At 63.1% G+C, this 26391-nt stretch carries 16 protein-coding genes; 14 read left to right on the forward strand and 2 right to left on the reverse strand.

What is annotated here, in order from left to right:
• Window positions 1–324: 324 nt before the first annotated feature.
• Both FKD65_RS25235 and FKD65_RS25240 read right to left on the reverse strand, forming a co-directional pair.
• Window positions 325–531, reverse strand: coding sequence for a DUF397 domain-containing protein (locus FKD65_RS25235; RefSeq protein WP_141579831.1), 207 nt, complete (start codon window positions 529–531; stop codon window positions 325–327).
• A gap of 10 nt (window positions 532–541) precedes the next feature.
• Window positions 542–1363: a helix-turn-helix transcriptional regulator gene (locus FKD65_RS25240; protein WP_168221183.1), complete on the reverse strand. Its 822-nt coding sequence runs from the start codon at window positions 1361–1363 to the stop codon at window positions 542–544.
• A gap of 374 nt (window positions 1364–1737) precedes the next feature.
• Between FKD65_RS25240 and FKD65_RS25245 the strand changes: the two genes are divergently transcribed.
• The 14 genes from FKD65_RS25245 to dpdD all read left to right on the forward strand — a co-directional run bounded on the left by FKD65_RS25245 (window position 1738) and on the right by dpdD (window position 26348).
• Window positions 1738–2208 (forward strand): ATP-binding protein, encoded by a 471-nt coding sequence (locus tag FKD65_RS25245; RefSeq protein ID WP_168221184.1) that lies wholly within the window; start codon window positions 1738–1740, stop codon window positions 2206–2208.
• 1376 nt (window positions 2209–3584) lie between these two features.
• Complete coding sequence (mobC, locus tag FKD65_RS25250) at window positions 3585–3887, forward strand: plasmid mobilization relaxosome protein MobC (RefSeq protein ID WP_168221185.1); 303 nt, start codon at window positions 3585–3587, stop codon at window positions 3885–3887.
• Window positions 3884–5419 (forward strand): hypothetical protein, encoded by a 1536-nt coding sequence (locus FKD65_RS25255; protein ID WP_141579835.1) that lies wholly within the window; start codon window positions 3884–3886, stop codon window positions 5417–5419. Before mobC ends, FKD65_RS25255 begins: the two co-directional genes overlap by 4 nt.
• 225 nt (window positions 5420–5644) lie before the next feature.
• The gene (locus FKD65_RS25260) at window positions 5645–6211 is read left to right on the forward strand and encodes a hypothetical protein (protein WP_141579836.1); all 567 of its coding nucleotides are present in this window, start codon (window positions 5645–5647) and stop codon (window positions 6209–6211) included.
• A gap of 11 nt (window positions 6212–6222) precedes the next feature.
• On the forward strand, window positions 6223–6423 hold the full coding sequence (locus FKD65_RS25265; RefSeq protein ID WP_141579837.1) for a helix-turn-helix domain-containing protein: 201 nt from the start codon (window positions 6223–6225) through the stop codon (window positions 6421–6423).
• Between the two features lie 239 nt (window positions 6424–6662).
• Window positions 6663–8186 (forward strand): transposase, encoded by a 1524-nt coding sequence (locus FKD65_RS25270; RefSeq protein WP_141579838.1) that lies wholly within the window; start codon window positions 6663–6665, stop codon window positions 8184–8186.
• A gap of 765 nt (window positions 8187–8951) precedes the next feature.
• Window positions 8952–12035, forward strand: coding sequence for a protein DpdE (gene dpdE, locus FKD65_RS25275; protein ID WP_141579839.1), 3084 nt, complete (start codon window positions 8952–8954; stop codon window positions 12033–12035).
• Window positions 12032–14566, forward strand: a complete 2535-nt coding sequence (gene dpdF / locus FKD65_RS25280; RefSeq protein ID WP_141579840.1) for a protein DpdF — start codon at window positions 12032–12034, stop codon at window positions 14564–14566. Before dpdE ends, dpdF begins: the two co-directional genes overlap by 4 nt.
• A gap of 2 nt (window positions 14567–14568) precedes the next feature.
• Window positions 14569–15474, forward strand: a complete 906-nt coding sequence (locus FKD65_RS25285; protein WP_141579841.1) for a hypothetical protein — start codon at window positions 14569–14571, stop codon at window positions 15472–15474.
• The gene (locus FKD65_RS25290; RefSeq protein WP_141579842.1) at window positions 15471–18566 is read left to right on the forward strand and encodes a hypothetical protein; all 3096 of its coding nucleotides are present in this window, start codon (window positions 15471–15473) and stop codon (window positions 18564–18566) included. The genes FKD65_RS25285 and FKD65_RS25290 overlap by 4 nt, the downstream gene beginning before the upstream one ends.
• The gene (locus FKD65_RS25295) at window positions 18559–19272 is read left to right on the forward strand and encodes a hypothetical protein (protein ID WP_141579843.1); all 714 of its coding nucleotides are present in this window, start codon (window positions 18559–18561) and stop codon (window positions 19270–19272) included. The genes FKD65_RS25290 and FKD65_RS25295 overlap by 8 nt, the downstream gene beginning before the upstream one ends.
• Window positions 19265–23677 carry a protein DpdJ gene (gene dpdJ / locus FKD65_RS25300; protein ID WP_141579844.1) on the forward strand — a complete coding sequence of 1471 codons (4413 nt, stop codon included), beginning with the start codon at window positions 19265–19267 and terminating at the stop codon, window positions 23675–23677. Before FKD65_RS25295 ends, dpdJ begins: the two co-directional genes overlap by 8 nt.
• Window positions 23674–24204, forward strand: coding sequence for a phospholipase D-like domain-containing protein DpdK (dpdK, locus tag FKD65_RS25305; protein WP_141579845.1), 531 nt, complete (start codon window positions 23674–23676; stop codon window positions 24202–24204). Before dpdJ ends, dpdK begins: the two co-directional genes overlap by 4 nt.
• Window positions 24201–26348, forward strand: a complete 2148-nt coding sequence (gene dpdD / locus FKD65_RS25310; protein ID WP_141579846.1) for a protein DpdD — start codon at window positions 24201–24203, stop codon at window positions 26346–26348. Before dpdK ends, dpdD begins: the two co-directional genes overlap by 4 nt.
• The last annotated feature ends 43 nt before the right edge of the window (window positions 26349–26391 follow it).

The following is a 26391-nucleotide window of genomic DNA, read 5'->3' on the forward strand; positions in this document are numbered from 1 at the left end:
TCGCCTCGCTGCACCGACATCCGGGGCGGTGCTCGTGTCCGCAGTGCCCGTCTAACGGCGCTACTAGGAACGTCCCTGCCCCAGCCGAATGACGAGACCCGGTGGGCGGGGTCATCACACTGACCGTCGGCGTGGCTGATATTTGCGGTGTGGGCCCAGGCTCCAGAACGGCCATGCCCGTTTGTGCGATTGCTGAGCTCGGAGGCGTCAGGCCGACATCTGCAGGAAGAGCGTCACACCTCACTGCCTAGGGGTGACGCTACGAGGCCCTCAGCGGAGGAGTGCACGTGCTTGCGGTGCAGCCGGGCCGTCTCCTGAACCAGGTCATCCCCGGTCGAGAGCGCCGGCCTTGATCTGGCGACTCAGCCTCCGCCAGGCCCCGCCCGTCAGTACGAGCCTGGAACCTTCCGGATCTTTGGAGTCGCGTACGGCCGCGTAGCCACTGACACCCGCTAGCTCGACGCACTGATCCGTCGTCTGCTGGCTGCGTGTGCTCTTGATCCAAGAAGCTTCGCCGAAATCCGGAATCATGCTTACTTGTCTACCTGGTCTGGTGACGACCGGCTATGGCTTTGATCAGGTCGACAGATGCCGCAGGGCTGAGGGCGGTCGCGCTGAGGTGCTGGAATGCACTGGTCGTGGCCTGGACGTCGGCGGCACGTTCCAGAAAGAGAGTGCCCGAGACGCTGTCGACATACGCGACGTCGGGGTCCGAGCCGGGAAAGCTGAAGACTCCGATCATGCCGCTCAGTGAGGCGTGTGGACCTGCGCTGAACGGCATGACTTGGATGTCGACTCCTGGACGATGCGCCATCTCGACCAAGTGCATGAGTTGCTCGTGCATGACCTCGGGTCCACCGATCTCGCGGTAGAGCGCGGCCTCGTCCAGTACTGCCCAGAGCCGAAGGGTGCCCGCCTCGGTGATGACGGCTTGTCTCTTCATCCGGAGGCTGACGCGGCGTCCGATCTCGTCCTCTCCAAGCGTCAGCGGTCCGGCACGGGTGATGATCGCTCGCGCGTAGTCGGAAGTCTGCAGGAGGCCCGGGACGGAGGATGGCTGGTACGTCCGGAGCGACTCCGCCGCTGACTCCAGACCGATGTAGGTTCGGGCGTTCTTGCTCAGCATGTCGCTGTAGGGCTGCCACCACTCTCTTTGCCGCGCCGCCTTGGCCAACTGGACGAGCGCCTCACGAGTGGCGGGATCGTCTACCTCGTAGAGATCAAGGAGATCCATGACGTCCGACCAAGGGACGGAGATCCGTCCCTTCTCGATCCGCGAGACCTTCGCTCCGTACCAGCCCAGGCGCTCGGTGACCTGGTCACCTGTGAGCCCTGCCGCCTCGCGCAACTGACGGAGTTCCATGCCGAGTTGTCGGCGTCGGACTGTCGGGGAGGTCACCGCGCGCCCCACCTCTTCCATCTCAGGAGAAATTTCACGAGAGCAGTTGCACATGAGTATGCCACCCAGCACACTGACGGTGTGCGGCGAGTCACAATGTGTGGCGGAAGTTGCCTCTACAGACCTTGATCTTTGTCGACGCAGGGGCTGTCGTCGCTGATCAGATACCGCCGCGCGGCCGGGCTATGGATTGGAGCCCTCGCCCGGCCGCGCGGCCTCACTCCTCAAGGGAGGTATGGATGAGGATAGCTTCGAGGGCGCTGACGGCGCCCGATCTCCAGAGTCCCGAGGGATCTACCAAGACACTCGGGGCTGCGTGTGACGACACCGTCTCCGTCGTGCCGGACCTGGACGGCGCATTGGTCGCCTCAAGGGCACCGACGCCGCGCCAGGCCACCGCCGACGGGGTGAACACGGAAGCTCACAGGGACGGTCATTTCTGGCACGTTGACGTCCCCGGCGTGACCGACGCCGTGCCCCTGCTGCGTCGTTGGGTCCACCTGCTGCTGGCCGACGACGCGGAGCTGACCGAGGCATTCGAACTGATCGTCAGCGAGTACGGCACCAACGCGCTGTGGCACTCGGCCAGTGGAGCGCCCGGCGGTCGGATCAGGGTCGAACTCTGCATTAATCGCCGGCAGACGCGCCTCACAGTCTTGGACGACGGTCCCATCCCCGCTCGGACCGACGAGGACACAGACCCGGCTGAGCACGGACGCGGACTGATCCTGGCAGATGCCTACGCTGACGAGACCGGTCAGTACGACTGTGTCGACGGCCACGCCGCCTGGGCCCTGATCAACCGCTGAGACTGGGACGCGCGCCGCACCCCCACGGTGCGCATCCTTCGCCGGCCATCCCCCGGCCGGCCCGTCGTGCGGTCGGTGGCTGTTCCCCCCGGAATCCACCGGCCGCACGACACCTCATAAGCCACCCAATCACCTGACGAGCGCGTGTCTCGCGTTCGCTCTGGAGGTGACGTTGTGACCTTCCGTGAGTACGCCGCTTGCCCCAGCGACTCCCTCGAGGCGGCTACCGCTGTATGGAGCCGCGGCGGCCTGGCAGGAGAACTCGATCTTGACCAGGCTGTGGAAGTCTTACGGCGGCGCTACCCCAGCCTGTGCATCTATTGGGGCGAGTACACCGGCTCCCTCTGGGCCTTGCTGCCTGATCAGTTGGTCGAGGCGAAGAACGCGTTTGACCTCGCTCGACGCATCGATGCGATGCTTGAGCATCCCCGTGTCCGTCCTGTCAGAGACCGCCGTGACCAGCGCGAGGTATCGGCTTCTCGGGCAGCGGACGGCACCTGGGCCATGCCGGAGAGGAAGGCGCCTTCCGCGCCTGGTCAATCCCGCCCCGCTGACTTGGCAACACGCCGTCGGCGAAGCAGCGTCCTACGACGCGCCCTGGTCGGTTGCCGTCGCGTCCTGAGGGGGCAATCGACAGTGCCAGCTCCCGCATGTTGAAGCGCCGCCACGGGACGACCGCTTCTCGCCCGCTCGGAGCCGTAACCAGACGACGGACTAGCCACGCTGTGACGAGCAAGAGGATCGAGACCATGGGGAACGGGCATGACGGCCAATGGGAAACCTGGGGTCCTTGAGGGTCTGCATGACTTGAACCTCCTCGGCTTGTGGCCGAGGCATCGCAGGTAGCGCCCTCCAGTCGTGCTGGCGGCCATCCGGAACAGAACCCGCACTACTCGGCGTCTTCCTCGACCATCCTGCCCAGGAGTTCTGCCGCATCCCGAGCCTGGGGTTGCATCGTATGCGTGCTGTTCGTCTGAGAACAAGCGTCGGCGAGTTGGGTGGCGCTTTTATATTTGAGACGAGCTAACCTGTTCACGGCCTCTAGAAGAGCTGAATCATCCAGCACTTCGCGGCACGCCCCAACCCGCCCCAGCAGCATAAGGGATTGCAAGTCACACGCTGGCAACATTTGGCCGCCGCACTGCTTGAAGGCTGCAAGGTAGGAGCGTGTCGCGACACGTTGCGGATTCATAAGAATCCGCCGCGCACACTCCCGTGGTACGGAACCGGGCGCGGTTCTGGAAGAGTCGATCGGAGGTGGAACGACGAGTGACGAGCAGGCAAACCAGCCCCGCAAGCTGCAACGACGTTCGCAGCTTGGCGGAGGACGCCGACGGGACCGTGAGATGAGGTTCCGAGTCAGCGACCAGGAGTACATGGAAATCTGCGCGGCGGCCCAGCAAGCGGGAGCCGCCTACGGAACATTCATCGTCCACACACTACAGGCAGCCACTCACCAGCACGGATTGGGACAGCAGCCGACTGCGGAACTCTGCGAAGAACTGCGTGGCATCGCACGACAGTTGAATCGCATCGGTGTGAACCTCAATCAACTGGCGCGCATAGCGAACGCGACAGGGAACTTGCCTTGTGAACTGCTGGCCGCATTGTCGTATCTGGAGAACGTCCTCCGCAGAGTGGACGCCTCGTCCGTTGAGATCGGTCGGCTCCTGCGGTGATCGGCAAGGTCACCCGCGGCCAAGGCCTGCCGAGGCTGCTGTCCTACCTCTACGGCCCCGGCCGCCGTAACGAGCACGTCGATCCTCACATCGTCGCAGGGTTCCGTATCCCCATGGCCCTCGAGCCTGGCCTCGACGCCAGAGGCGATCGAGACTTCCGCCACTTGGTCGGCGTCCTGAACTCCCCGTTCGACACGCTCCGACACACGCCGCTGCCCCTGCCGACCTGGCAGTGCTCGATTCGGGCGGCCCCTACAGACCGAACCCTGTCAGACAATGAATGGGCCGACATCGCCGAAGAGGTGATGCACCAGACCGGATTTGCGCGCCGAGGCGACGACCAGGCATGCCGCTGGATCGCAGTACGGCACGCCGACGACCACATCCACCTCGCTGTCGTCCTGGCCCGCGAGGACGGACGCAACCCTAACGTTCACCGTGACTACTACAAGGTTGCCGACGCCTGCCACATCGTCGAGGAACGCTACGGCCTCGCCCGAACCGCGCCCGCCGACCGAACAGCCGCACCTCGACCGACCCGAGCCGAGACAGAACTCGCCCATCGCAAGAACTGGCTGGAGCCACCTCGCACCACCCTCCGCCGGCACGTAGCAACCGCAGCCGCCGGAGCCGAAACCGAAGACGACTTCTTTGCCGCCCTCGAAGATGCTGGAGTGCTGGTCAAGACCCGTGAGAGCACCCACACTCCTGGAGAGGTCACCGGTTACGCAGTCGCACTTCCACACCACACCAACCAAGAAGGCCAACCAGTCTGGTTCTCCGGAGGAAGACTCGCCGCCAACCTCACCCTCCCCAAGCTTCGCCACCGTTGGTCGTCCCAACACGGAGGTAACTCCTTCGAGCGGCGCTTCAACAGAGGGGAGTTGACTGCGCAAGAACGGACGGCGGTCTACCAGGACGCTGCCCGAGCCGCCGCCACAGCCACGTGGCAGATGCGCCACATCCAAGACCCGGTTGTCCGCGCCGATATCGCGGCTGCAGCCGCCGACGTCCTCCACGTATCCGCGGCCATCACCGGTAACCGAGGACTCACGGCAGCTGCCGACTTCTACGACCGTGCTGCTCGCGAACCCTATGGCCGCCAGCCACTCATCACTCCCTACGGTGCGAACCTTCGCACGGTTGCGCGAGCACTGGCCCTCTCCGAGATCCACGGACGACGCGGTAACCGCCCGAACTTCACCGGCAACCTGTTCCATCTCATCCTGCACCTGGCAGCCTTGATCGAAGCCATCGCAGAATTCCGGCAACTACAGCGACGTGCCGCTCAGGCAGCCGCCGCTCGAAAGGCTGCCGCTCAGCTCACGAGCCTCAGCCGGCCAACACCCCAGCCCCGGCTCGCGACGTTGCCAAAGACGCAGCCGGATCTCATGGCAGAGCAGGATGTTGCGCGTCTCGCCGCTCTCGGCTTCCCGACACCTCTCAGCAGCCATCAGATCTATGCCCATCAGTACCAATCCGTCCGACCCGAGAGGCTGCACGACTCGAACCGCCGTCGTCCATCGCGGTAGCTCGACCACAAGACCTGACGACGCGCCGAGCGCAGTCGTGGCGCAATGCTCAACGTTGCTTCAAAGTAACGGAACGTAACGAAGCGCAACGATACGCAAGCAGCACACAGGCGTAGCGACCAAGGTCGCAAACCTGAGTCACTTCATCCCCACTACATGAGAAAGGTGACGCCATGACCAACCACAGCCCGCACCTGGGGCCCATATCCACAAGGACAAACCCACATGACCGACCACAGGCTGGGTCTCGCCGCTGCTAGTAACGACGACGAGACAGCCCAACTCGCGGCCAAACTGTACGAGCACGTCCGCCAGCTCAACTACGCCACAGCCGGCCCGCCGAGCCTCACTCTGCCTTCCACCGCTTACGCCATCCTCGGCAACCTCAGCGCAGCCACCTACGGTCTCGATCAGCTCCTCAACCAGATCAACCGCTTCTTCCTGCGCGAACTCCCGGCTGGCCGACTCGGCCACGACCACGGCGAAGACCTCACCGACGTCCTGAGCCGTCACGGCCAAGCTCTGGCCGAAGCCAGGCACCACACCAAGGCTCTCTGCACCGCCCTGAACGAGGCCCAAACCGCTATCAACGCCGTCCACTCCCGTCCCACCCCAGGACGCCTAGCCAACCTCACAACCCAGGGCATGGCCGGCGAGCAAGACGCCGGAGTAGTCGCAGCGGCCGAGGACTTCCCGCGACCGATCAGCGATCCAACGCTCCTCGAACCTCCTCTCCTCAGCGACCGGCAAAACTCGGTCCGCACCCGCCGCCTGAAGAGCCCGGAGGCCTGAGCATGGAGCCAATGAGCCGCGAGGAACTCGCAGCCCTCCCGACAACAACCACCATCGAAACCGCCGCCCGTGCCCTCGGCCTTGGCCGCACCCGCGCCTACCAACTAGCCCGCGAGAACCGCTTCCCCTGCAAAGTCATCCGTATCGGCACCAGCTACCGCGTCATCACGGCCGATCTCCGGCGCCTCCTGGCAAAACGGGACGAAGTCTAATGCCAACGACGGCCGAATTCTTGCTCTGGCGCACATTCCGTGAAGAGGCTGATCCGTTAGGTCACGGGTCAGGGGTTCTGGCCGGTAGCCGGTGTCGTGATCGCGAGTATCGCAAGCGTGTTGATCAAGGAACTGGTGGCCGTGCTGTTTCCCCGCCTGGCCCGCGTGTGCGTGGACCGGGTGATCCACTGCGGAGCCTCGGTGCGCATCATCGCTCGCACCACGACGCTCGAGGCCAGATGCCCGGCGTGCGGGAAGCGGTCGCGGCGCAGGCACAGCCGATCGCGCTGGCGCTTGGCGGCCGGGCGGGGGGGCGCCTGGCCGGACGGCTGGCGGGCGCGGTGAGCCGCATGACGCTGACCCGAATGATCCGCCGCCTGTCCGAAGCTGCCGTGGAAACGCCTCGTGTGCTGGGTGTGGATGACTTCGCGCTGCGCCGCGGATGCGTCTACGGCTCGGTTCTAATCGATATCACCACTGGCCGGCCGGTCGAGCTTCTGGTCGACCGCACCGCCGACACGCTGGCGGCGTGGCTGAGGGCCCATCCCGGTGTTGAGATCGTCTGCCGGGACCGGGCCGGAGCCTGTGCCGAAGGCATCACTCGGGGGGCACCGGAGGCGATCCAGGTCGCCGACCGCTGGCATGTGTGGCGGAACCTCGGTGACGCCGTCGAACGGGCGGTGGCCCGGCATTGCCGTCACCTGCACGTTCTCACTGAGAACGCACCCGGTGCCCGAGGCGCCGCCCGCCCGGCTGACGTCCCGGTTCCCCGAAGGCAGGACCGACCCGATCGCTGTCCCACGCGGCAGCGGCACGCCGCCGTGCACGCCTTGCTGCCCCAGGGGCGCACCATCATGCAGATCGCCGACGAGCTGCAGTTGAGCCGTAACATCATCCGCCGGTTCGCCCGGGCCGCTGGCCCCGACCTGCTCCTGCTCCACGGCGGCACCGGCAAGCGCACCAAGGATCTCCAGGCCTATGACGCCTACCTGCGCCCACGCTGGGAGCAGGCTGCGCCAACGCCCAACAGCTCCACGCAGAAGTACGTGAACGCGGATACAGCGGCGCCGTCACCACGGTCCGGCAATATCTCCAGCCCTGGCGGACCGGCCGGCCCGCACGGTCCACGGCCGCCGACGTTCCGCCAGGCCACCGCCTGGTCCCTGAGCAACCCAGCCCACCTGGACCCAAGCGACCGGCACCGCCTGAACACTCTCTGCGATGCCAGCCCGCAGCTCGCCGTCCTGCGCGACCGAGTCCGCGAGCTCGCCGAGATGATGGTCCACCGCCAAGGACGGCGGCTCGAGACCTGGATGACCACCGTTGTCCATGACGGCCTGCCCGAACTGCACTCCTTCGTCACCGGGCTGCGCCGGGACGGCCGTCACGGCCGGGCTCACCCTGCACTACAGCTCATGAACGGTTCGTCCAACTCAGCACCGACGAAGCGTGTCCTGACCGCGCCGCGTAGGCGGCTGGCGAGGAGCGTTGCCGACCGAACTGCCGCGGCGCGTCCTGGGCACCTGTATGCCAGCGCCCTGGTTGCCCGCGACAACCTCTCTCCGGACCACAGAAGCCTGCGAGGCCGTTCAAGCGTGTGCCTCGCTCGCCGCACATCCTCCACACCCAGCAACAGGTGCCGGGCGTCGATCTATGCGTCCGTCCAGCGGAGATCAAGTCACCCTGGTCTCGCCGAAAGTTGGCGAGACCAGGGTGTCAATCACTGTCTGTCATCCTCCACTAGATCATCGTGCTCGGTGTAGAGAAGCCCGCAGAGCTGGCACTGCACGAGCTCTGGACACCAGTCATGCTCATCGATCCGACAGCGCTTCACCGGATCTGAACTTGACTCTGGGTCCTCAGGTGGGTGAGATGTCAACGCGACACTCCTTGGCGCGACTTAGACGAGGTCAGGGCCTTGGGGCGTTTCGCAGGGTCGGCGAGAGGCGGCCACCTCTCGCCGACCGTCAATCTAGCGAAAGCAATTTGAGGTGACCCGGCAGGCTCTATTCGCCTCGTAGGAAAATAAAGCCAATGCCGGGTAAGCCGTCCGAGTAATTATCTGCGAACGGTGATCGCGGAACTATGAATGCTTTCCAGTGACACGCTCCCGGGCTAGGTAATTTGTCTTAAATTAGCGGGCTACGCGGACGGTCGGCAAGGGCACCGAACTGCTGTCAGATGCGCCGGGGCCGGCGATTTGGTCACTGTGAGTAAGTTTTGTTGAAAGTTCGCAAGTTGGTTGACACTGCCCAGAAACGTCGATAGCTTGGCTCGCAATATTATGGGCCTTCTTATTGCCCAAAATTTAGCGCCGCATACTTACCGTAACGTCTCGACTACTTCCGGATAGGTTCCGTAATTGCTTCCTCAGGTGTGGGCTCGAAATGGAGGCTTTCGTGTCACGGTCCGCGAACTAGTAACGATCTGGTAACAGTCCCCTCTTGGGGGAGGAAGTCTGACTTTGCTGGCGACCGGGACGAAAAGCGGCATACAGTAAGGGAGATGCCTCCGAGGAACGTGAGGGTGTGGGCTTGCCGAACCGACACTCCTCACCTGACGCCTACGTCGGTCGTTGGGTGCAGGTGCGATGCAGTGGTCTGGGATTCGCCTTCTGCCGTGAGAAGCGGCCAGAAGGCGCGGTCGTGGTTTACACCGATATCCCGGGCAGTGCCGAGGTACGCGAGATAGCAGCAGTGGAGGATTTAATCTTCCCTCGTGTCTCGCCTGGGTCTCGTGTCTGGGTGAAGGGTGAGCCCTACGGTTGGCATGCCGCAGAGGTAACGGGACTCACCGCGTTCGGTGACTACCGGGTTCGGGTCAGCGGAATCCATTCAGATCTGAAGTTGTCGGGTGATCAATTCAAGATCCGCTGGGATCGACCCTTGAAGGATCCGGTCAGTGCGGTTGCCCAAGGATTCTGTGACTCCCCCGAGTACTACGAAGCGCGTCGTGATTTTCTGGATCAACTAGTGCTTCAGCGGAGAGTTTCGAGGGGGTACACAGCTTTTCTGTCCGCTCCTGTGGAGCTTTACCAGCACCAACTCGATACGGCGGCCAGAGTATTGTCCGATCCTGTGCTTCGCTATCTACTGGCCGACGAGGTCGGCTTGGGTAAGACGGTCGAAGCATGTGTTGTCGTCCGACAGTTGCTCCTTGATGACAATCAGGCGACAGCGCTCATAGCAGTCCCCTCCACGCTGCGCCAGCAATGGGGGGTCGAACTTCGAGAGAGGTTTCTTCTTGGAGAGGAGATGGGGGAGCAGCGTGTTCGCCTTGTCTCCCATCAAGATCTTGCGGATGAAATCAGACTGAGTGAGCACGCCATCGTTGTGGTAGATGAAGCCCACCGGCTCGTCTCCCAGTTTTCTCTCCACCCCCGTCTTCGAACCGACCTACACCAGGCCAAGAGCCTGTTGTTGCTTTCGGCTACGCCCATGAGCGGGAATCTTTCGGTCTTGCTCAATCTTCTCAACCTCGTAGACCCGGTCGCGTATCCGACGAATGACCTTGAGTCCTTCCGGGAGCGGGTGCAAGAACGTGAGAGAGAGGCAACGAACTTGCAGGTACTTACCTCTCGGCGCGCGAGTCCACGCATGCGGAGCGCCGCGCTAGACGAACTGCTCAGGACGCATGGTAAGGACCCCACGGTCGCTCGACTAGTAGAGCAATGCCACTCTGCCGAACCAATGTCCGCCGCATGGGTGGATCTTAGCGACTATGTGCGCGAAACCTACCGCATCAGCCGGAGAATGATTCGCCATCGGAGGAACAGTGGCGTCGCCGAAGATTATCCGGTGGTAGGGCGTCGGCCTATTTTCGTAGCGCTTGAAGATCCGACACGTCGCATGGTCGACGACTTCCTTGAACAATACCGTGATCACCTTGCGAGTAATCACACACTCGCGGGAAGTTCTAAGCGTTTTGCACGGATGGTTCTCCATGGCCTGGGTGGGCCTCGTGCCCTCCTTCATTACCTCCGGCGAAGTCTTACTGTAGAACAGGACGACCGAGCTCTAAATGAGGCGATGGTCGCGCGACTTCAGATGGTCGACACGGGCACTCGGGCGCGCGTCGCGCTCGATGTCGTTGCAGACCGGCTGGCCAAAGATCTAAAAATAGTGGTGGTCGGGACCTCGTTCGACATAGCACGGGAGTTCTATGAGGCAGCACAGGAACGGTGGGGAAACAATGTGACCGGGCACCTGGCCTCTATGGAGCAGGCAGTTCGTGAGAGAGAGATCCTAGCTTTCTTGAATAATTCTGGCGGGCGTGTTCTCGTCGGCGATTCAACCCTTGAAGAAGGGAGGAACCTGCAAGCGGCACATGTGCTTATCAACCTTGACCTGCCTTTGGATCCTAATCGGTTGGAACAGCGGATAGGGCGCCTCGACCGGTTTGCGCTCCGGGGAGAGCCTGCAGAGATCGTGACATTCGTGGAACCCGATAGTGAGTGGGTCAGCGGACATGTTCGTCTACTGCATGAAGGTATAGGTATCTTCACTGCTTCTGTCGCCACATTGCAGCGCAAGCTGACCGAAATTCTTAACGAAATCATTGCACAGGTAGTGCGCGAGGGTAGCGGCGTTTTCTCATGCGACCTGACGGAGTTGCAGAGAGGTATTGAAGATGAGCGTATTGAGGTGGATCTCCTAGAGGAACTCGAATCTGTCACGGCGGCATCCGATTTCGATGATGCGACCATGGCCGATCTGCGACGGTCGGAGGGGGATATCGAGGATCTAAAGAACGCATTTCTCAGGTTTACCTCGGCACGAGGCGGCGTAGGCCTGCGACCGCAGGTGGCTCCAGACGGGGAGCTACTGCGCTTTCGTACCGACTCCCGGTTCGTTCCTGGACTCCCTGATGATCTGGCCGCTGAGGTCCTTCCCCTGTTGAGGCGCCCGCGAGTGTACGCACGCTCCGCCGCGACCTGTCGGAGGGGGGTGGCTCCGCTTCGGCTCGGAGACCCGCTCGTCGACTGGCTCGAGCGATATCTCCGTACGGACGAGCGTGGCCGAGCCCGCGCGATAATTCGTCCTTGTGACGATGTGCACGAACCGTCACTCTGGATGTCATGCGACTTTCTGGTGGAATTCGACGCTTCACACTTGGTGGCTGAGGATGAGGTGGTTCGACGTCGGCTTCGCCGGCGAGGCGACGCTCTGTTCCCACCAAGCGTCATCCGTACGTGGACGAACCCCAACGGTCCGGCGTCCGGGCCTGTGCTGGAGATGCTGGATGCCCCCTTCGATCCGGATTCGGATCAGGTGCTGCGGGGGAGGGCGTGGGGGGACGTGCTGACCGCGCTGCCGGACTGGCAGCAACTCTGTCGCCTGAGTGCCGACGCGGCAATCGACCACATTCGTTCCCTGCCGGCCCTCAGCACAGAACCTCCGGCGTCGGCGCGACGGGCTCAAGAGGAGGTCTCGGCCCGAACCGCAGTTTTGCGAGCCAGATCGCAGCGGCTGCCGACAGAAGCCGAACGCAGAGCGGCCCTTCTGGAGATGGAACGGGAGGAGTCCCTCGGGGCTGCGTTGGTAAGAGGTACTGCACAACCGGACGTATCGACCATCGCCTGCGGCGCGATCGTGCTTTGGCCAACGCCATGACAGACGAACTCTATTCCGACCAGGATGAACTTCTCCGTTACTGGCTGCGGGCAGCGGATGGAGGAAGACCGCCCGACTTTGTGGACGACCTCTACATGCGCCTGGCTCATGCCAGCGTTGATCCACAGAGCAGCGAACTCGATACGGCGGTGCTGATCCGCCACCTCCTCCGGAGGTGGTCACTGCGGGATGGCCGCCGGAACACCGTGGTCACCACTCCGGAGATATCGGCGCGGCTGCGCAAGGTAGCGACACTTACGCAGTTGCAGGAACGCCCGACAGACACCTGGTCCGCGATGCCGTGGAATCCAATCTGGCTCAACTCTCATGGAGATCCGGACGGCGCGGCGGCTGCGGGAACGATGCGCGGAGCGAGATTTTCTGACGCTAAACTGGTCGCAGACCCGTTTTTCACGAAGTGCACTGGCCATGGCTACTACAGCACGCCGGGGCAGAGGGCCGCGTGCCGCGCTGTAGTTTCCGTTCCGGCAGGCAGCACTGTGATTGCAATGCTTCCCACAGGATCGGGTAAGACCGAGGTGGCGCTCTGCCTAGCAGACCAACGGAATGATGCGGTCACTCTGATCGTGGTCCCGACTGTTGCTCTAGCCTACGACTTCGAACGTAGATTCCGAGATCACTATGCGCGTCGGAGTACTCGGATAGACCGGGACTCCCTTCATTTCGCTTGGACTGCGAGCACTCCGGAGTATCTACGGGAGCGCATGCGGTCGCGTGTACGGGAGGGCATACAGCCGATTCTGGTCACATCGCCGGAATCGATGACCCGTGCGCTCCGACTGCTGCTGCTGGAGGCAGCCGGTACCGGGCGCATAGGGGGCTTCGTCTTCGATGAGGCACATCTGGTCACACAGTGGGGCAGAGACTTTCGGCCTGAGTTTCGTACGTTGGCGGACCTGAGGCGCGACCTAATACGCAAGGCAGCCGACACGGGTCATCCGAGCCCGATCACATTGTTGCTCAGCGCGACGCTAGGAGCGTTCGAACTGCGAGACCTGCACCGCATGTTCGCGGAACCTGGCCCATGCACGCTCGTCGCGGCGAACGCCCTGCGTGCCGAGCCGGAGTTGTGGACGGCGGAAGCCGACGATCCGGGGCAGAGAGAAGCATGGGTCTTGGAGGCACTTGCGCATCTGCCACGGCCGGCAATCCTTTACGTGACGGCGCCGGAAACTGCCGAGGACTGGCTGTCCCGCCTGCGGGGGGTCGGTTATCGGCGGCTCGCCCTCGTGACTGGTAAGACGAGCACAGAGGAAAGGGCGCGTGTCCTCGCCGAGTTGCGCTGGAGCGCCGAAAAGCCCGCGACGGTGGACCTCGTCGTCGCCACCTCGGCCTTCGGTCTCGGCATCGACTACCCCCATGTGCGCACTGTGGTGCACGCCTGCATGCCGGAAACCGTGGATCGCTGGTATCAAGAACTGGGGCGGGGAGGGCGTGACGGCGCCGCGTCCGCCGCGTTTCTGCTGACTGCGCCAACCGACCGACGCGAGGCGGAGAAGCTTACTACCAAGGTACTCACGGCCAACACCGCGAACCAGCGATGGTCGGACCTCTGGAGTCACCGTAAGCAACTCGCGGACCGATCCTTCGTCGACCTGGAAGGTAGCCGTGGTACGGCGGCTCGCGGCTCTTACAACCGTCGCTGGAATGCTCAGCTCGTCCAGGGACTGGTCGAGTTGGGCGCGCTTCGGCGGTTTCAGGTGGATGCCGAGGACTTGGTAGACTTGGCCGACGAGACCGGAGAACAGCGCGACTGGGCCTGTGTCGAGGTAAGTCGTGGCGACCTAAGAGATTCGTCCTTCTGGGACGATTTCTGGACGCCATGGCAGCAACAGGAATGGCTGCGATCGCGAAGGGCCTTGGAGTCCGTCGTGAACCTGGTACGCGGATCCGTGCGCGCGTGCGAGGCGATCGCAATGTCCTACCGGCCCGACGAGGAGACCCGCCGTATCTTCGGTCCCTCCACTGCTTGGGCCGAACCGCTGACTCCTTGCGGCAGGTGCCCGGGATGTCGGCAAGACGGCGTTGCCCCGCCCGAAGACCCGTCCCCCAGTCCTATCCAGCAATGGCCCGTCTCGAATTACCTTATTCCCCGGCTTGAGGATCTCGCGAACGCCGCGGCCGCCCAAGACCGGCTCGTGTTGCTCACGACCGACAACCACGACACCGTGGCCCCGCCCTTGGCGCGGGCCATGGTCCGTCGCGGAGTGAGGCATCTCGCTGGTCCGATAGGTGAGCCGATACACCATAGAGACTGGCTGTTTGTCGACCCGATGCCTATAGGACCCGGTGACCTGACCCCCTGTTCGTCCTTCGTCGTGTACCCGCCGGCGAGTCGAGTCCCGGGCACCTGGTTGAGGTCGAGGAGACGACTGACCCAGCACGGTGACGCTCTACCCGCGTTCGATGTCCTCCTGCTTCCGCGCGGCGCTACCGTCGGGGATCGGAAGGTAGGACTCGACCTGCCCGCGCTCGACGCCGTGACCGCGCTCCAAGTTCTCGGAGGTTAACCGTGGACTACCTGAAAGGCCATGTCACAGCCAGCGCTCCCGCGCTCGTCGTCATCTGCAGGTATCTGGCCACACACCCCCAGGGCGTAGAGGAAGCCGAACTCCGAAGTGCCCTACAACCGCACGTTCCGGCTAAGAGTCAGGGAACCACGTCGGATGGCGGCGTTTTTGTCGCCTCGCTGAGAGTCGGTCAGGACCTGGAGATCATCCAGCCCCAGGAGGTCTCGCGTAACCGGCGCCGTTGGGCTGTGAGTGAATCCCTGCAGGAGGAGATCGAAAGGGACACGTCACCCGGCGCTCAGATCGTCAGGAGCCTCGTGTTGCGACGCCTGGGCGCTCGTGCGGCGAGTGCCATCGAGGCAGGGGATCCTCCGCCGGACCTCGGGCTTGCGCTCACTTGGTTTCTCATGCAGAACCCGCTTGCGCCTTTTTCTGTCACTTGGGGGGACGGTCCAGAGGCTGCCTTCAAAGATGGGTGGAAAGGGGATCACCCCCCGGTCGGCAACGCGGAGCAGTGGCGCTCCTTCATGAGATGGGCAAGGTCCTTGGGGCTTGCTGTCCGCGCTGACTTTGGAAGGCAGAAATCGGTTCTGATCGCTGATCCGACGCGGGCCATAGAGATCGTCCTGAGCGAGATGCCTAGTCGACTGCTCGCCGATGAGTGGTTCCGGCACCTGCACTCACTTCTGCCGGTTCTGGGAGACTCGAGGCTGGTATCTGCCCTACCGAAGGTCAGTGGTTCCGTCGAGGAGGTTCCATTGCCAGTCGTGCTTGCGATGAGGAAACTGGAGCGCATGGGGAAGTTGAGGCTCGTGGCTTCGGATGACTCGAGCAACGCTGTCGCCCTGCGGTTCGCTAGAGGCGACCGCCGCATCGGTGAGGTGCACATCCCGGAGGCCCTGGCGTGAGCAATTCGATGAAGGGATTTCGCTGCTGGAGCGCGGGGTCAGTCCGAGAAACGGTGTACTCCGATATCGGAGCGCTACCGAGCGGTGCCGACGCTGTGTTTCTCGCCGCGCACTCCCCCATGACGCTGACCCACCCTAAGGGGGAACAACAGCCGGATTCTGCCTCAGATGAGCGGCAGGTGCTCGACGCCCTGCTCTCCGGGATTGGAGACGAGGACAGGAACACCCTCATCGCCGTGACCGGAGGGTCCGGCGCCGGCAAAAGCCATGTCGTGCGCTGGGTGCATGCTCACCTGGATAAGGCTGACGAGCGGTATCACGTCCTCTATGTGCCCCGAGCGGTCCAGACCATCAGGGAACTGTTGCGCAGGATAGTGGTCGGGTTGCCCGGCGACGGCGGCGAGGAGTTCATGGAACGGATCGACGCGGCGGTGGGTAACACAGGCCCCGCGGAACTCCAGGACCGGCTCTTGGAGGAGATGCGTTTCGCGTTGAACTGGGCGCTCGAACCCCAACTTCCCCGGGACGGTGAGAGCGAGAAGGAACGAGAGGCCCGGGAGGAACGCAACAGCCTGCTCGGTGACACCGATGAATTGGGTAAACGGCGAAACGGCCTGGCGGATCTACTGGCCTTGCCCCCGGTGAACCGCGTCCTACTCCGCAAGGAAGGCCGACTTCATCGGTTCGTGGCGTCCGTGTACGAGGAGACCTCACGGCGTGACGGGGAGCAGGAAGAGTTCGAGCCAGAGGATCTCCCGCTGCGGGAGACCGGAGTGCTGAGGGCACTGGCAGGAAACGCCGACCTCAAAGGACTGTGGGAGATCGTCCGCTACGATCCCGCACCGGCCCTTGATTTGCTCGATGAAGCCCTGCGCAAGGCAGCGCCTAGGGCGCTTGGCATGCGGACTTCCGGCAGTGGGGTAACGCTTGACGAACTTTTTCGCCGTTCTCGACAGTTGATGCGAAAGCAGGGAAAGGAACTGGTCCTTCTCTTTGAAGACTTGGCTCAGTTCGGTCTCATCGATGGTGAGCTATATGATCAGTTCGCCACTCAGCCAGGGGACGATCTCGCGCCTTTGCGGGTTGTGTTCGCGGTGACCGACGCTCCTTACAATAAGCTTCCGGAGACCGTCCAGACGCGAATCACACACCAGTTCAAGATCGAATCATCTGCTCTCGCTGACCGTGAGGCATTTGTCGCCCGCTATCTCAACCTTGTCAGGGTTGGACGTAAGGACGTCGAGTCCGCCTGGTCGCGGGTCCAGGGCGACAGTGCGGAGGGTTGGGTACGCAACGCCTGTGATACCCGAGAAGACGGGCTGCCATGCCGGGTTAGGGATGAGTGCCACGCAGGCTTCGGAACAGTTGAAGTTTCCGGCCTCGGTCGTGTGGGTCTCTATCCCTACAACGACGTAGCAGTACGTCGTTCGTTGAACAACAGGGGGAAGGGCGCCACCCCGCGTGACATCCTCGATGTCTGCGTCTCAGAGACGTTGATCGAGGCCGATGTACACATTGGACGGGGCACTTACCCACATGATCGGGTACGTGACCGTTTCGATTTCACGATCAGGCGTTCCAGAGACACCATTCTGGCGGGACACACTGGCGAGCAGGCCGATCGACTATTTCGCGCCTTGGTGGTCTGGGGGGATGAGTCGAGCCTCAACTCCATAGTGGCAGACGCTTTCGCTCTGGAAGTGCCGGCCGGGCGGGAGCCCGTAAGTCTGACGCCTCCGAAGGATTCTCCGCCGGAACCTGATCCGGCGGAGAAGCCCCTCCCCCTTAGGCCGAGTCCGCTCCCTCAGCTCTTCCAATGGCAGGTTGGAGACCGTCTTCCCGACAGTGAGACAGATCTCTACCGAGATCTTCTCTATCGCCTAGTCCGCTCCCGGCTGGATCTCGAGTACGCCTTGTTCCACACTGCGAGTGGCGAGGGAGCAAGGATCCTGAACGAAATCTTCAACCGGACCTCGTTTGACTTCGGGAAGGACGCGAGAGGCCGTCGAGCGGGTACCGGGAAAGTGCTCTTCAGCATTGGCCGTGATGATGAGACCATCAGAGTGTTGGCGGCCGCGCGATGGTTCTACGACAACGGTCACTGGGTTCCGGAGAACGGCGTCTGGCCTTGGCCTGAGGGTTACGATCCATTCGATCTGATGGTACGCCTCGAATGCCGCCTAGATGACTGGGCTGACCAGGTCCGCACGGCCTTCATAGAGCGGGTTCGAGGCCGCGGTTTGGCCCGTGCGGCCGTCGGGACGCGTGCCGTCGCGCTGATCGCGGCAGGGCTGTCGCCTGCGTCGGTTCAGCGGGTCGATGACGTCATGACCGCCGGGGCGCCTGCCTCCACTCCGGCCACGCCGTCGTGGGTGGAGGCGGATCGGGCTGCCCGGGACATCCTGCTGAACCCCTCAATTCACGACCTGGTCGGTGAGGTCGCCGCGGTACGGCAAGGCGACACTGGTGCTGCCGAACTCGTCGATGCGGTCGAACTAGAAGAGGGACTCAAGCAGACCCTGCGAGCACCTGTTGTCTTCCTCCGAAACGTGGTCCAGGAGTTCCGCGAGGCAGTTCCAGTCCTGGCCGGATCAGCGGACAATCTGGTAACCGCGGTGGAACAGGCAGCTCCTGGCCAATTGCATGAGATCGGGACAGCGGCCGAGGCACTCGTGCTGGGTCTCCAAGGGCAGGAGCCGGCGTCAGTGGCCAGGACAGCCCGTGAAGTTGGGCGACGGGCGTTGGAGACTGGGTTTTTCAGGCCCGCTGACGGCTGGAACGCTTTCAGTGACGCGCTGGAGACGCTGAATTCTGTACCCGGTGGCCTGCCCCTCGACGAATACGTCAGCGACAGGCAACATGACGCGTCGGACGCCCTTACCACGCAACATTGGACCCGTGTGGCCGTGAGAGGTGCGGGAGCACTTGAAGTGATCCGGCGGAGCATGATGGCGACCCGGCTGGAGTGCGAGCGGAACGACGGCGTCAGCGGGAACCTGGGTGAACAGGCTCAGGACGTGCGTCAAAAACTAGGCCAGGCCAGGGAACACCTTAACGCACTGGGCAGTGCCGAGGAGGAGAACGATGGCTGATGGCATCCCTCAATGGATCGAGGAGACACGCGTAGCGGTCGACCGGGCTGGTCAGGCGGACCGCGCTCAGATGGATTTCGAGGCCCTAATCACGGCGTCGGAAGAAATGGGCCATGTTCTGCCCAGCCTTGCCGAACTCCGCAACGCTGCGGAACTGGGCCGGGGCGTCTGGTGGACTGGCTTGGACGTCGATCCTGGCCTGCTGGCCGATTTGGACGAGGCTCAGAGAGCCCTGGATACGTGGCAACAAGCCCTGGAGAGGCGAAAGCTGACGAACGTCGCACGACGGCTCACTCGCCTGGAACCACGGCTGCGTGAGGCAGTTATGGCTGCCTGGAAGGAATACGTTGCGTCGCAGGCCGGCGACGCCGCCGAGTTGCGTGACTTGATGCAAGTGCTATCTGGCGCCGAAGGTATCGCCGACGTAGCCCGACAGCTCAACGAGGCCCTTGGCAGGCTGGCCAGGCTCGAGAGGCGACTGCCCGACGCACGTTCGCTCGAGGTACTCGACGAGGTCAGTGCGCTCTTCGGGCACTTGGAGGGAAGACTGCCCGTAGCGGTGAAGACCTTCGTGTCCGCCGCGGCGCGCGGCGGTGCCTCACTCGAACTGTTTGACGCCGAAGTACGGGAATGGCTCATCGACAACGGCGCTCTGGAAAACTTCAGGGCGGTCCCGGGACGCCCCCAGGAGGTGCGACATGGATGAGTACGTGCTTGAGGCTTTGACCGTGATCGAACTCCGGGAGGCGGAACTTCTCTCCTGGGGGGCAGTGGGGGCTGAGTGGACTGAAGACGAGCTTCTCACGGTCCTATCGGCGTACGGGAGCGCCTCGGAACTATTGGCTCAGCTAGTTGGATCAGCTCTGATCGTCCGCACGCCTCGCGGCGGCTACCGCTCCCGCAGTGCGGAGACAATCCGGCTGCTCGCCACGCTTAGACAGGCATTTCCCCAACAGCGGGTTACTGATGGCAGGCCCCTGGTGCTGGACTACAGGTTCCTGCACCGTCCGCGGCGTCGGCCCAAGCGCAGTATCCCCGCTCAGGAGGTGCTGGATGAGATCCGAAAGTTGCTAGGCCCGGGCGGTTCTGCTGTCGCGCAGCGACTGCTGCCGGTGAAACTATCGGGATTCCAGCGGCGCAGCGCTAACGCTATCATCGACGCGCTCAGAAGCACTCAAGCCTCCGGGGTGATGGTCACCGCTGGTACGGGCAGTGGAAAGACTCTGGCGTTCTACCTGCCGCTTCTCTCATGGCTGGCAGATCAGTCAGAAAGACGGCGGAGTGCCGGAACTTTGGCATTGGCGTTGTATCCGCGAAATGAACTCCTCAAGGACCAACTCCGAGCACTTCTAGGTTACGTCCAGGGTCTTCAGGCCGCCGGCGACCTCCAGACCGCCCCCCCGAGCCTGGCCACCTGGTTCGGCCCGACTCCGGCGTCCGTCTACGCGGTGAAGCAGGGATGGGCGGAGGGCTGGAGCAAGCGTGGCGACGATTACGTCTGCCCATACCTTCGCTGTCTGGACTGCGACTCGGAGCTGCTCTGGCGCAGAGCCGATCTCGATATGAACCGGGAACGGCTGGTCTGCGGTGCGGTCACCTGCCGCTCCGAAGTGGACGGGCAACTCCTACGACTGACTCGCGAGAGCGCACGCCAGAACCCCGCCGATCTCATGCTCAGCACCACAGAGTCGCTCAACCGTCAACTCTCCGCTCCCGGCAATCTCGGAGCGTTCGGGGTACGTCCGGCGACCCTCGCCGCTGTCCTTCTAGACGAGGTACACACCTATGAGGGCACGACCGGAGCGCAAAATGCAATCCTCCTGCGCCGCCTTACGCATGCGCTACGCCGCTCACCCGTCTGGGTCGGGCTCTCCGCCACGCTGCGCAATGCAGGGGATTTCTTCGCCCAACTGGTCGGCCTCTCGCCGGGCGCGGTGACCGTTGTCCAGCCCAGGGCCGAGGAACTGGAGGAGTCCGGAGCCGAATACCTGTTGGCACTCCGGCACGATCCGCACTCCCAGACAGGGACAATCTCCACCAGCATCCAGACCTGCATGGCGCTGGCCCGCTGCCTCGACTCGAATGCGGACAACCCCTTCAACCCGCCGCCTACCTCCGATGGGGTCTTCGGAAGCAGGCTCTTTGCTTTTACCGACAAGCTTGATAGCACCAATCGGCTCTTCTGGGACCTCCTGGATGCTGAAGGCTGGCGCTGGCCGGGCCGACCCCATGAGAGACGAGTCCTGACTCTTGCTCACCTACGGGCAGAGAGACAGGGACGTCTGGATGCAAGACGCCAAGAGCCGGCCGAGGACCGTGATCTTGACGGGCAGTGGTGGTGGCTGCCGGAGCACCTGGGACATGGAGTCGAAGCCGACCGCCCACAGCGGCTAGGGCGCACCAGTTCGCAGGATCGCGGTGTATCAGCCGATGCTCAAGTGGTCATCGCGACGTCGACGCTCGAAGTGGGATTCGACGACGACCGTGTCGGTGCGGTTGTGCAGCACAAGGCCCCACACGACCCTGCGCAGTTTCTACAGCGCAAAGGACGCGCTGGACGAAACCCCGTGACCCGTCCCTGGACAGTGGTGGTGCTCAGCGACTGGGGCAGGGACCGCCAGGCATGGGAGGCATACGATGCCTTCTTTGACCCTGAGCTCCCACCGCGCAACCTCCCCCTCGAAAATCTATACGTGCTAAGGATCCAGGCGGTCTACGCACTCCTCGACTGGCTCGCCATCGAACTGAGCTACTCCGGTCGCGAATCGACCTGGGAAGATCTCGCCGGCCCCGCGAAAGCACTATATCCGAATAGCACCTCTAGGCAGGATCAGGCGCTGATCCGTCAAACGCGGATCGCGGACCTGCTGACTCGGCTACTTCGGCCCGGACCGGAACGCGAACGGCTTCGGCGTCATCTGCGGTCCGCGCTTGGACTGGGTGCCGGGGAACAGGCGGAGTCCGTGGTTGACAGCCTGCTATGGGACTCTCCCCGACCGTTGCTGCTCGCTGTTGTCCCGACGATACGACGTCGACTGCAGAATCAGTGGAGGGGGGAGGAGCCTTTGCCGGGGGATACGGGATTGCGGACGCGCACACCCCTGCGCCAGTTCGTACCAGGCAATCTCTTCGACGACCTTCTGGTCCCTGATGTGGAACTGCTCGTGCCGGGTCTGCAGCAGGACGTCCAGGTCGAGAACCTCCCCGCATTTCGGACGCTCCGTGAGTTCTGCCCCGGCAATGTGAGCAGGCACTTCGGAGTATGGGCTACCAACAAGCGGCACTGGGTCCCCCTCCCCGCCATTGCTCCCGGAACGGACGAGCACAGGATCGACGTCGTGAATGTGTACGGTGGCGTCCCTATTGATGTTGTCGAGGCTGGAAACGAGCGTGTGACGGTCTACGCACCGACGGCTGCCGCACTGGAGGCTGTTCCCAACCTGGTGAAGGACGCCTCCGCAGTTCGACCGGACTGGGAGTTCCAGGTCTCACCTCTCGGCGAGGGGTGCGAACTACGTGTTGCCCCGGGGGCGGACGAACTCATCACAGGGATCACCGCGCACCTGCATGTTCAAGGGGGCGGTGCGCGCACCTTGCGTTACGCCAAGACGGCATCCGGGACGATGTGGGACCCGCGGTCGAGACCAGTTCGGCTCCGCTTCGGCCACGGCGTCAAAGACGACTGGAGGTCCGAAGCGCTCGGGGTCGAAGTTCATTGTGACGCACTCGAGGGCGTTGTCCGACTGCCCGACCACGTGGAGCCACCCGACTCGGAGGAACGTAGTCAGCGCCTGCGGCATGTACTCGAGGTCGAGGCAACTCTCCCCGCCACGATGTCATCCTTTGACCGAGAGACACTCGTCGAGGTCGTCTTGCTGGCGGTGACCACCACGAAGCTGGAGGAGGAATCACCGCGCTGGGAGACCGAGCTGGCGGGAGCAATGAGGGAGGCCGCGACCACCCTTGGACTGCTCACTGACGATGCGCAACATGAAGGCCGAGCTAGTAGATCGTGGTCCGACTGGTGCGACGACCCGGACGTGTTGTCCGCAGTCCGCGAAGCACTCGCGGAAACCGAGTGCAAGGTACGTCCGGACGCTTGGACATCCTGGTGGCGTGGGCGCTACACACTATCCGCCGCACATCTGATGCTGGCTGCCCTCTCGGCACTCTGCCCTGGAGTGGATGCGGAAGAACTTTTGGTCGACCTTGCCCCAGGTGAGGAAGGCCGATTCTGGATCTCGGAACCAACCCCCGGAGGCACTGGCCAGATCGAGGCATTTGTCCGCGTACTCGTACAGGAGCCGGGGGCATTTACACGAGCACTTGAGGATGCGCTCAATCCCTCCTCAATTGAGACCATGGACCACGAACTCACGACCCTCCTACGCAATGACGCATACGAGGTACAGTCCGCGCTGGCCGGGCTCCGGGACGCTTGGCGGGGAGGTCATGCGGTCGTGGCGTACGCGGTGCAGCGGTTGGACGATGTCGCCCGGAACCACGATCTCGCCCTAGGCGGCCCGGCCCGCTCCACGTTGAGCACTCGCATCGCCGGCCCCGGCGCCCACTCTGGCCTGCAGGCCGCAGTCAGATCCTGGCTCGATCTGCGCGACACGGTCGTTCTCAAGGCAGGGTTTGCAGTAGGTGCCAGGACATTGGCTGCACTTCTCGCCGAAGACGAGAGTCTGGACGAGATCCTGCATCTCGGCGAGAAGCCGACTAAGCAACGGCGTGCTCGCGCCGTGGCCAACGTCTTGTGGCCGTGGGGTGAGATTGCGCAAGCGGACCTTTCGCACAACCCGTACGCTCCGGCGCTCCGGGCTTCGATTCCGGCGCTGCGCGCTTTTGTGAACTTCAGCCCGCCCTCACTTAGCGCCGTTCCCTGGGACGATGAACGCCGAGATGCAGTGCACGACAGCCTCCGGGAGCGCGGCGAAATAATTCTGCTCGCGCCTCACACGAACAGCGCCGTTCTTCAATCAGCCATCCTAGACTTGCAGACTCGCCCGGTCGAGGTCGGAACGCTTCTGTGTCATCCAGTCGTGGTCGGAACTCGCATTACGACTCAGTACGTTGAGGCCCGCGTACTGCTAAGGGAGGCGCTATGAACAGAGTCATCCGCAAGTCCAGTGCTCAGAGTTCCAACGAGGTCCTGGACCTTCTCGGTGCACTATTTGCCGCGGAACTCGTTCACCCGAGCACCCACCTTTGGCTTGTCTCTCCCTGGATCTCAGATGTCGGTGTCATCGACAACACCGTCGGTGCCTTTCCCGCACTCACCCGTTTCGGACGGCGCCACATCCGCCTTGCCGAAGTCCTGGCCACGTTGGCCGCGGAACGCACATATGTGATCGTTGCCACGACAATCGACAGTCACAACAACACCTTCAAGCGCCGACTCCAGTTTCTCGCCCGTGACCTGGACGTTGAAACAAATATCAAAGTGGTGACAGATCCAACCGGTCTGCTGCATACCAAGTCGCTCACCGGGGATGGGTATGTGTTGGCGGGCAGCATGAACATTACCTACAACGGTATCCACCTGCGCGAGGAGCAGGTGGAACTTAATACAGACCCAGCTTACGTGGCCCAGGCTCGTATGGATGCCCGCGACCGGTTCGGGGATGACTTGTGAGTGCTTTCGAAGCGTTGCGTCGGGTTCTCGGTGACACGGCGCGCTTTAAATCACTGCGAGATCGCATAGAAATTCTTTTCGAAGGCCAAGTGCGCAGTTGGTCCAGGGGGACGAGTGGCTGGCTGGTGATGCCAGTGGAACGCGAACCCGCCGGTTTCTACTTGCTATCCGAAGACCGTGAAGGACAGCGGTGCGGACAGGAGGTGCTCGCTGCCTTCCTCGGCCCAGCGGTCGCTACTATCGAACCGGCGCCGATGTCTCCAGGAAACGAAGGCGCCGACGGGATACTGCGAGCTGTTGGGATCAATTATCTGTCCCATTTGCAACGTACGGACGCGTCGGCGCTGGCCATGCTTGAGCGGTTGGAGGATGCGGTCGCGACCGTGACGGGGACAGACGTACGGCGGCGTTCTGTTCGGCCATCGCACGTGGACCTGCTCCGTGACTTCCGGCTGGCGCTGTTGCGGGGGAACGGCCGCGTCGCCGAGCACGCCCTGGACGAACTGCGGCTGACCGGACGGCTGAGCGCCGAGAACCTCAGGTTCCTGAAGGTGGAGTTGCTCGGTCGTCTCGAGCGCTGGAGCGAACTGCGAGATCTTCCCTACCTTCAGGAGATGCTCCGCGCCCGGCGGCCTCGTGCGGTAAACGAGATCCTCCTGGAGATGCTGTGGTGGAAGGAGGTAGCCCCTCTTTACACCTCAGAATTGTCCGCTGAGGACGTCTACAGACGCGCGGATCTCAGTTCTCGTTACGGAGTGATCCTCAACGCCGTTGACGTGCCCATCACGGAGAGCGGCCGGAAGGTTACGGCCGTAGCCGCTCAGGTACAAGGGGACCGAGGCCGGCTGGAGAGGCTACTGCGCGCCGCCGCCACCGACGCCGAACGTGGGTGGTTGCGGTCTCTGGTCACGCATGGTGATACTGCTGCACGCCCACGACCAGCCATTCTCCCGACCATTCAGGAACTGTTTCAACAGGCACAGTACGGCGCAGTAACCCGTGCTTTCCTCGAATCACCGGAGCCGTCCGAAGCCGATATGGCAGTTCAGGCCGTCCTCGAAGGCGACGAGACCAATCAAGCACCCGCCGTCCGCTCACTGGTGTCTGGGTTTGTCGAAGAGGGACGGCTGCGTCCGGACCGCCGGTTGCTCAGAGACCTGGAGGAGTTGGACCGGCTGGTCGGGGGATCTTGCCACAGTTGGACGGAGTGGTGTGCCCGTCTGGGACGAGACGAGCGCTGGCCTGATGCAGCGCAGGTCCTGCGGTCGCAGCACCATCAGTGGGCGGGGCTGGAGTCACTGTCGTACGCCGAGACCCGTGCGGCGGCCGAAAATGTGCTCAGCGCTTGGGCAGGCGCCAACCAAGAACAGGTTGTGGCTGCGCTGGACCTGCTATGCAGCGCAGCGGCCAAAGCGGCCGCGACGATGCAAGCGGGGGAGTTCTTCGATGTCGTCCTGATGCTGCTGGTGGATCAGCCAAGCCTGAGCGCTCCAGTACGTGACGCCTACTTGCTCCTCATCGTGAGGCTTCTGGAAAGCGGACCTGCCGAGTCCCGTTACCAAGAGACCCTGAACAACGCGCTGCTCCTGTGGAGACGTATCGCCTCGCCTGCTGCGGTTGACTGGGGGCTCAGCCTCGTGGACGTCCTGCTCTATGCTCCCTCGCCTGTGCCGGAAGCGAGACTGGCCACCGTCTCCGAGGTGATCAACAAGATCCGGAGCTTCCAGCAAAGGCTCAGCTCGCGTCAGGACTCGGAGTTGGAGACCCTGGCAGGCGAGGCCGGCCTCCCGGTCCGGCAGCCGCAGGAGCAGACATCCGACGCGGACACCGTCTGGAAGCGGCTCGATGGTTCGGTAGTCGGGGTCTACTCGCTTCTGCCTCGAGCGGCCGCGTCACTTGAAAAGCGCCTGTCCAGACTCTGTTCTCCCAGGGCAGTCGAGGGCAACACCGACAAGGTGGCAACAGCAGCTTTGCGCTCGCTCGTCGCCCGGGCCGACTACTTGATCGTCGACACATGGCACGCTACCCATTCCGCGACATCCGCGATCGATCAAGCGAGGGATAGAGACAAACAAATCATGCCGCAGGGCCAAGGAGTCACGGGCTTCATGCAGGCCCTCGAACAGCACCTCTCGTCCGCATAATGGCTGGTCGATTATGGACGGCCACTGGATTTCGCACTTCGAA

The organism is Actinomadura sp. WMMA1423 (genome assembly GCF_006547145.1).
Lineage (GTDB): Bacteria > Actinomycetota > Actinomycetes > Streptosporangiales > Streptosporangiaceae > Spirillospora.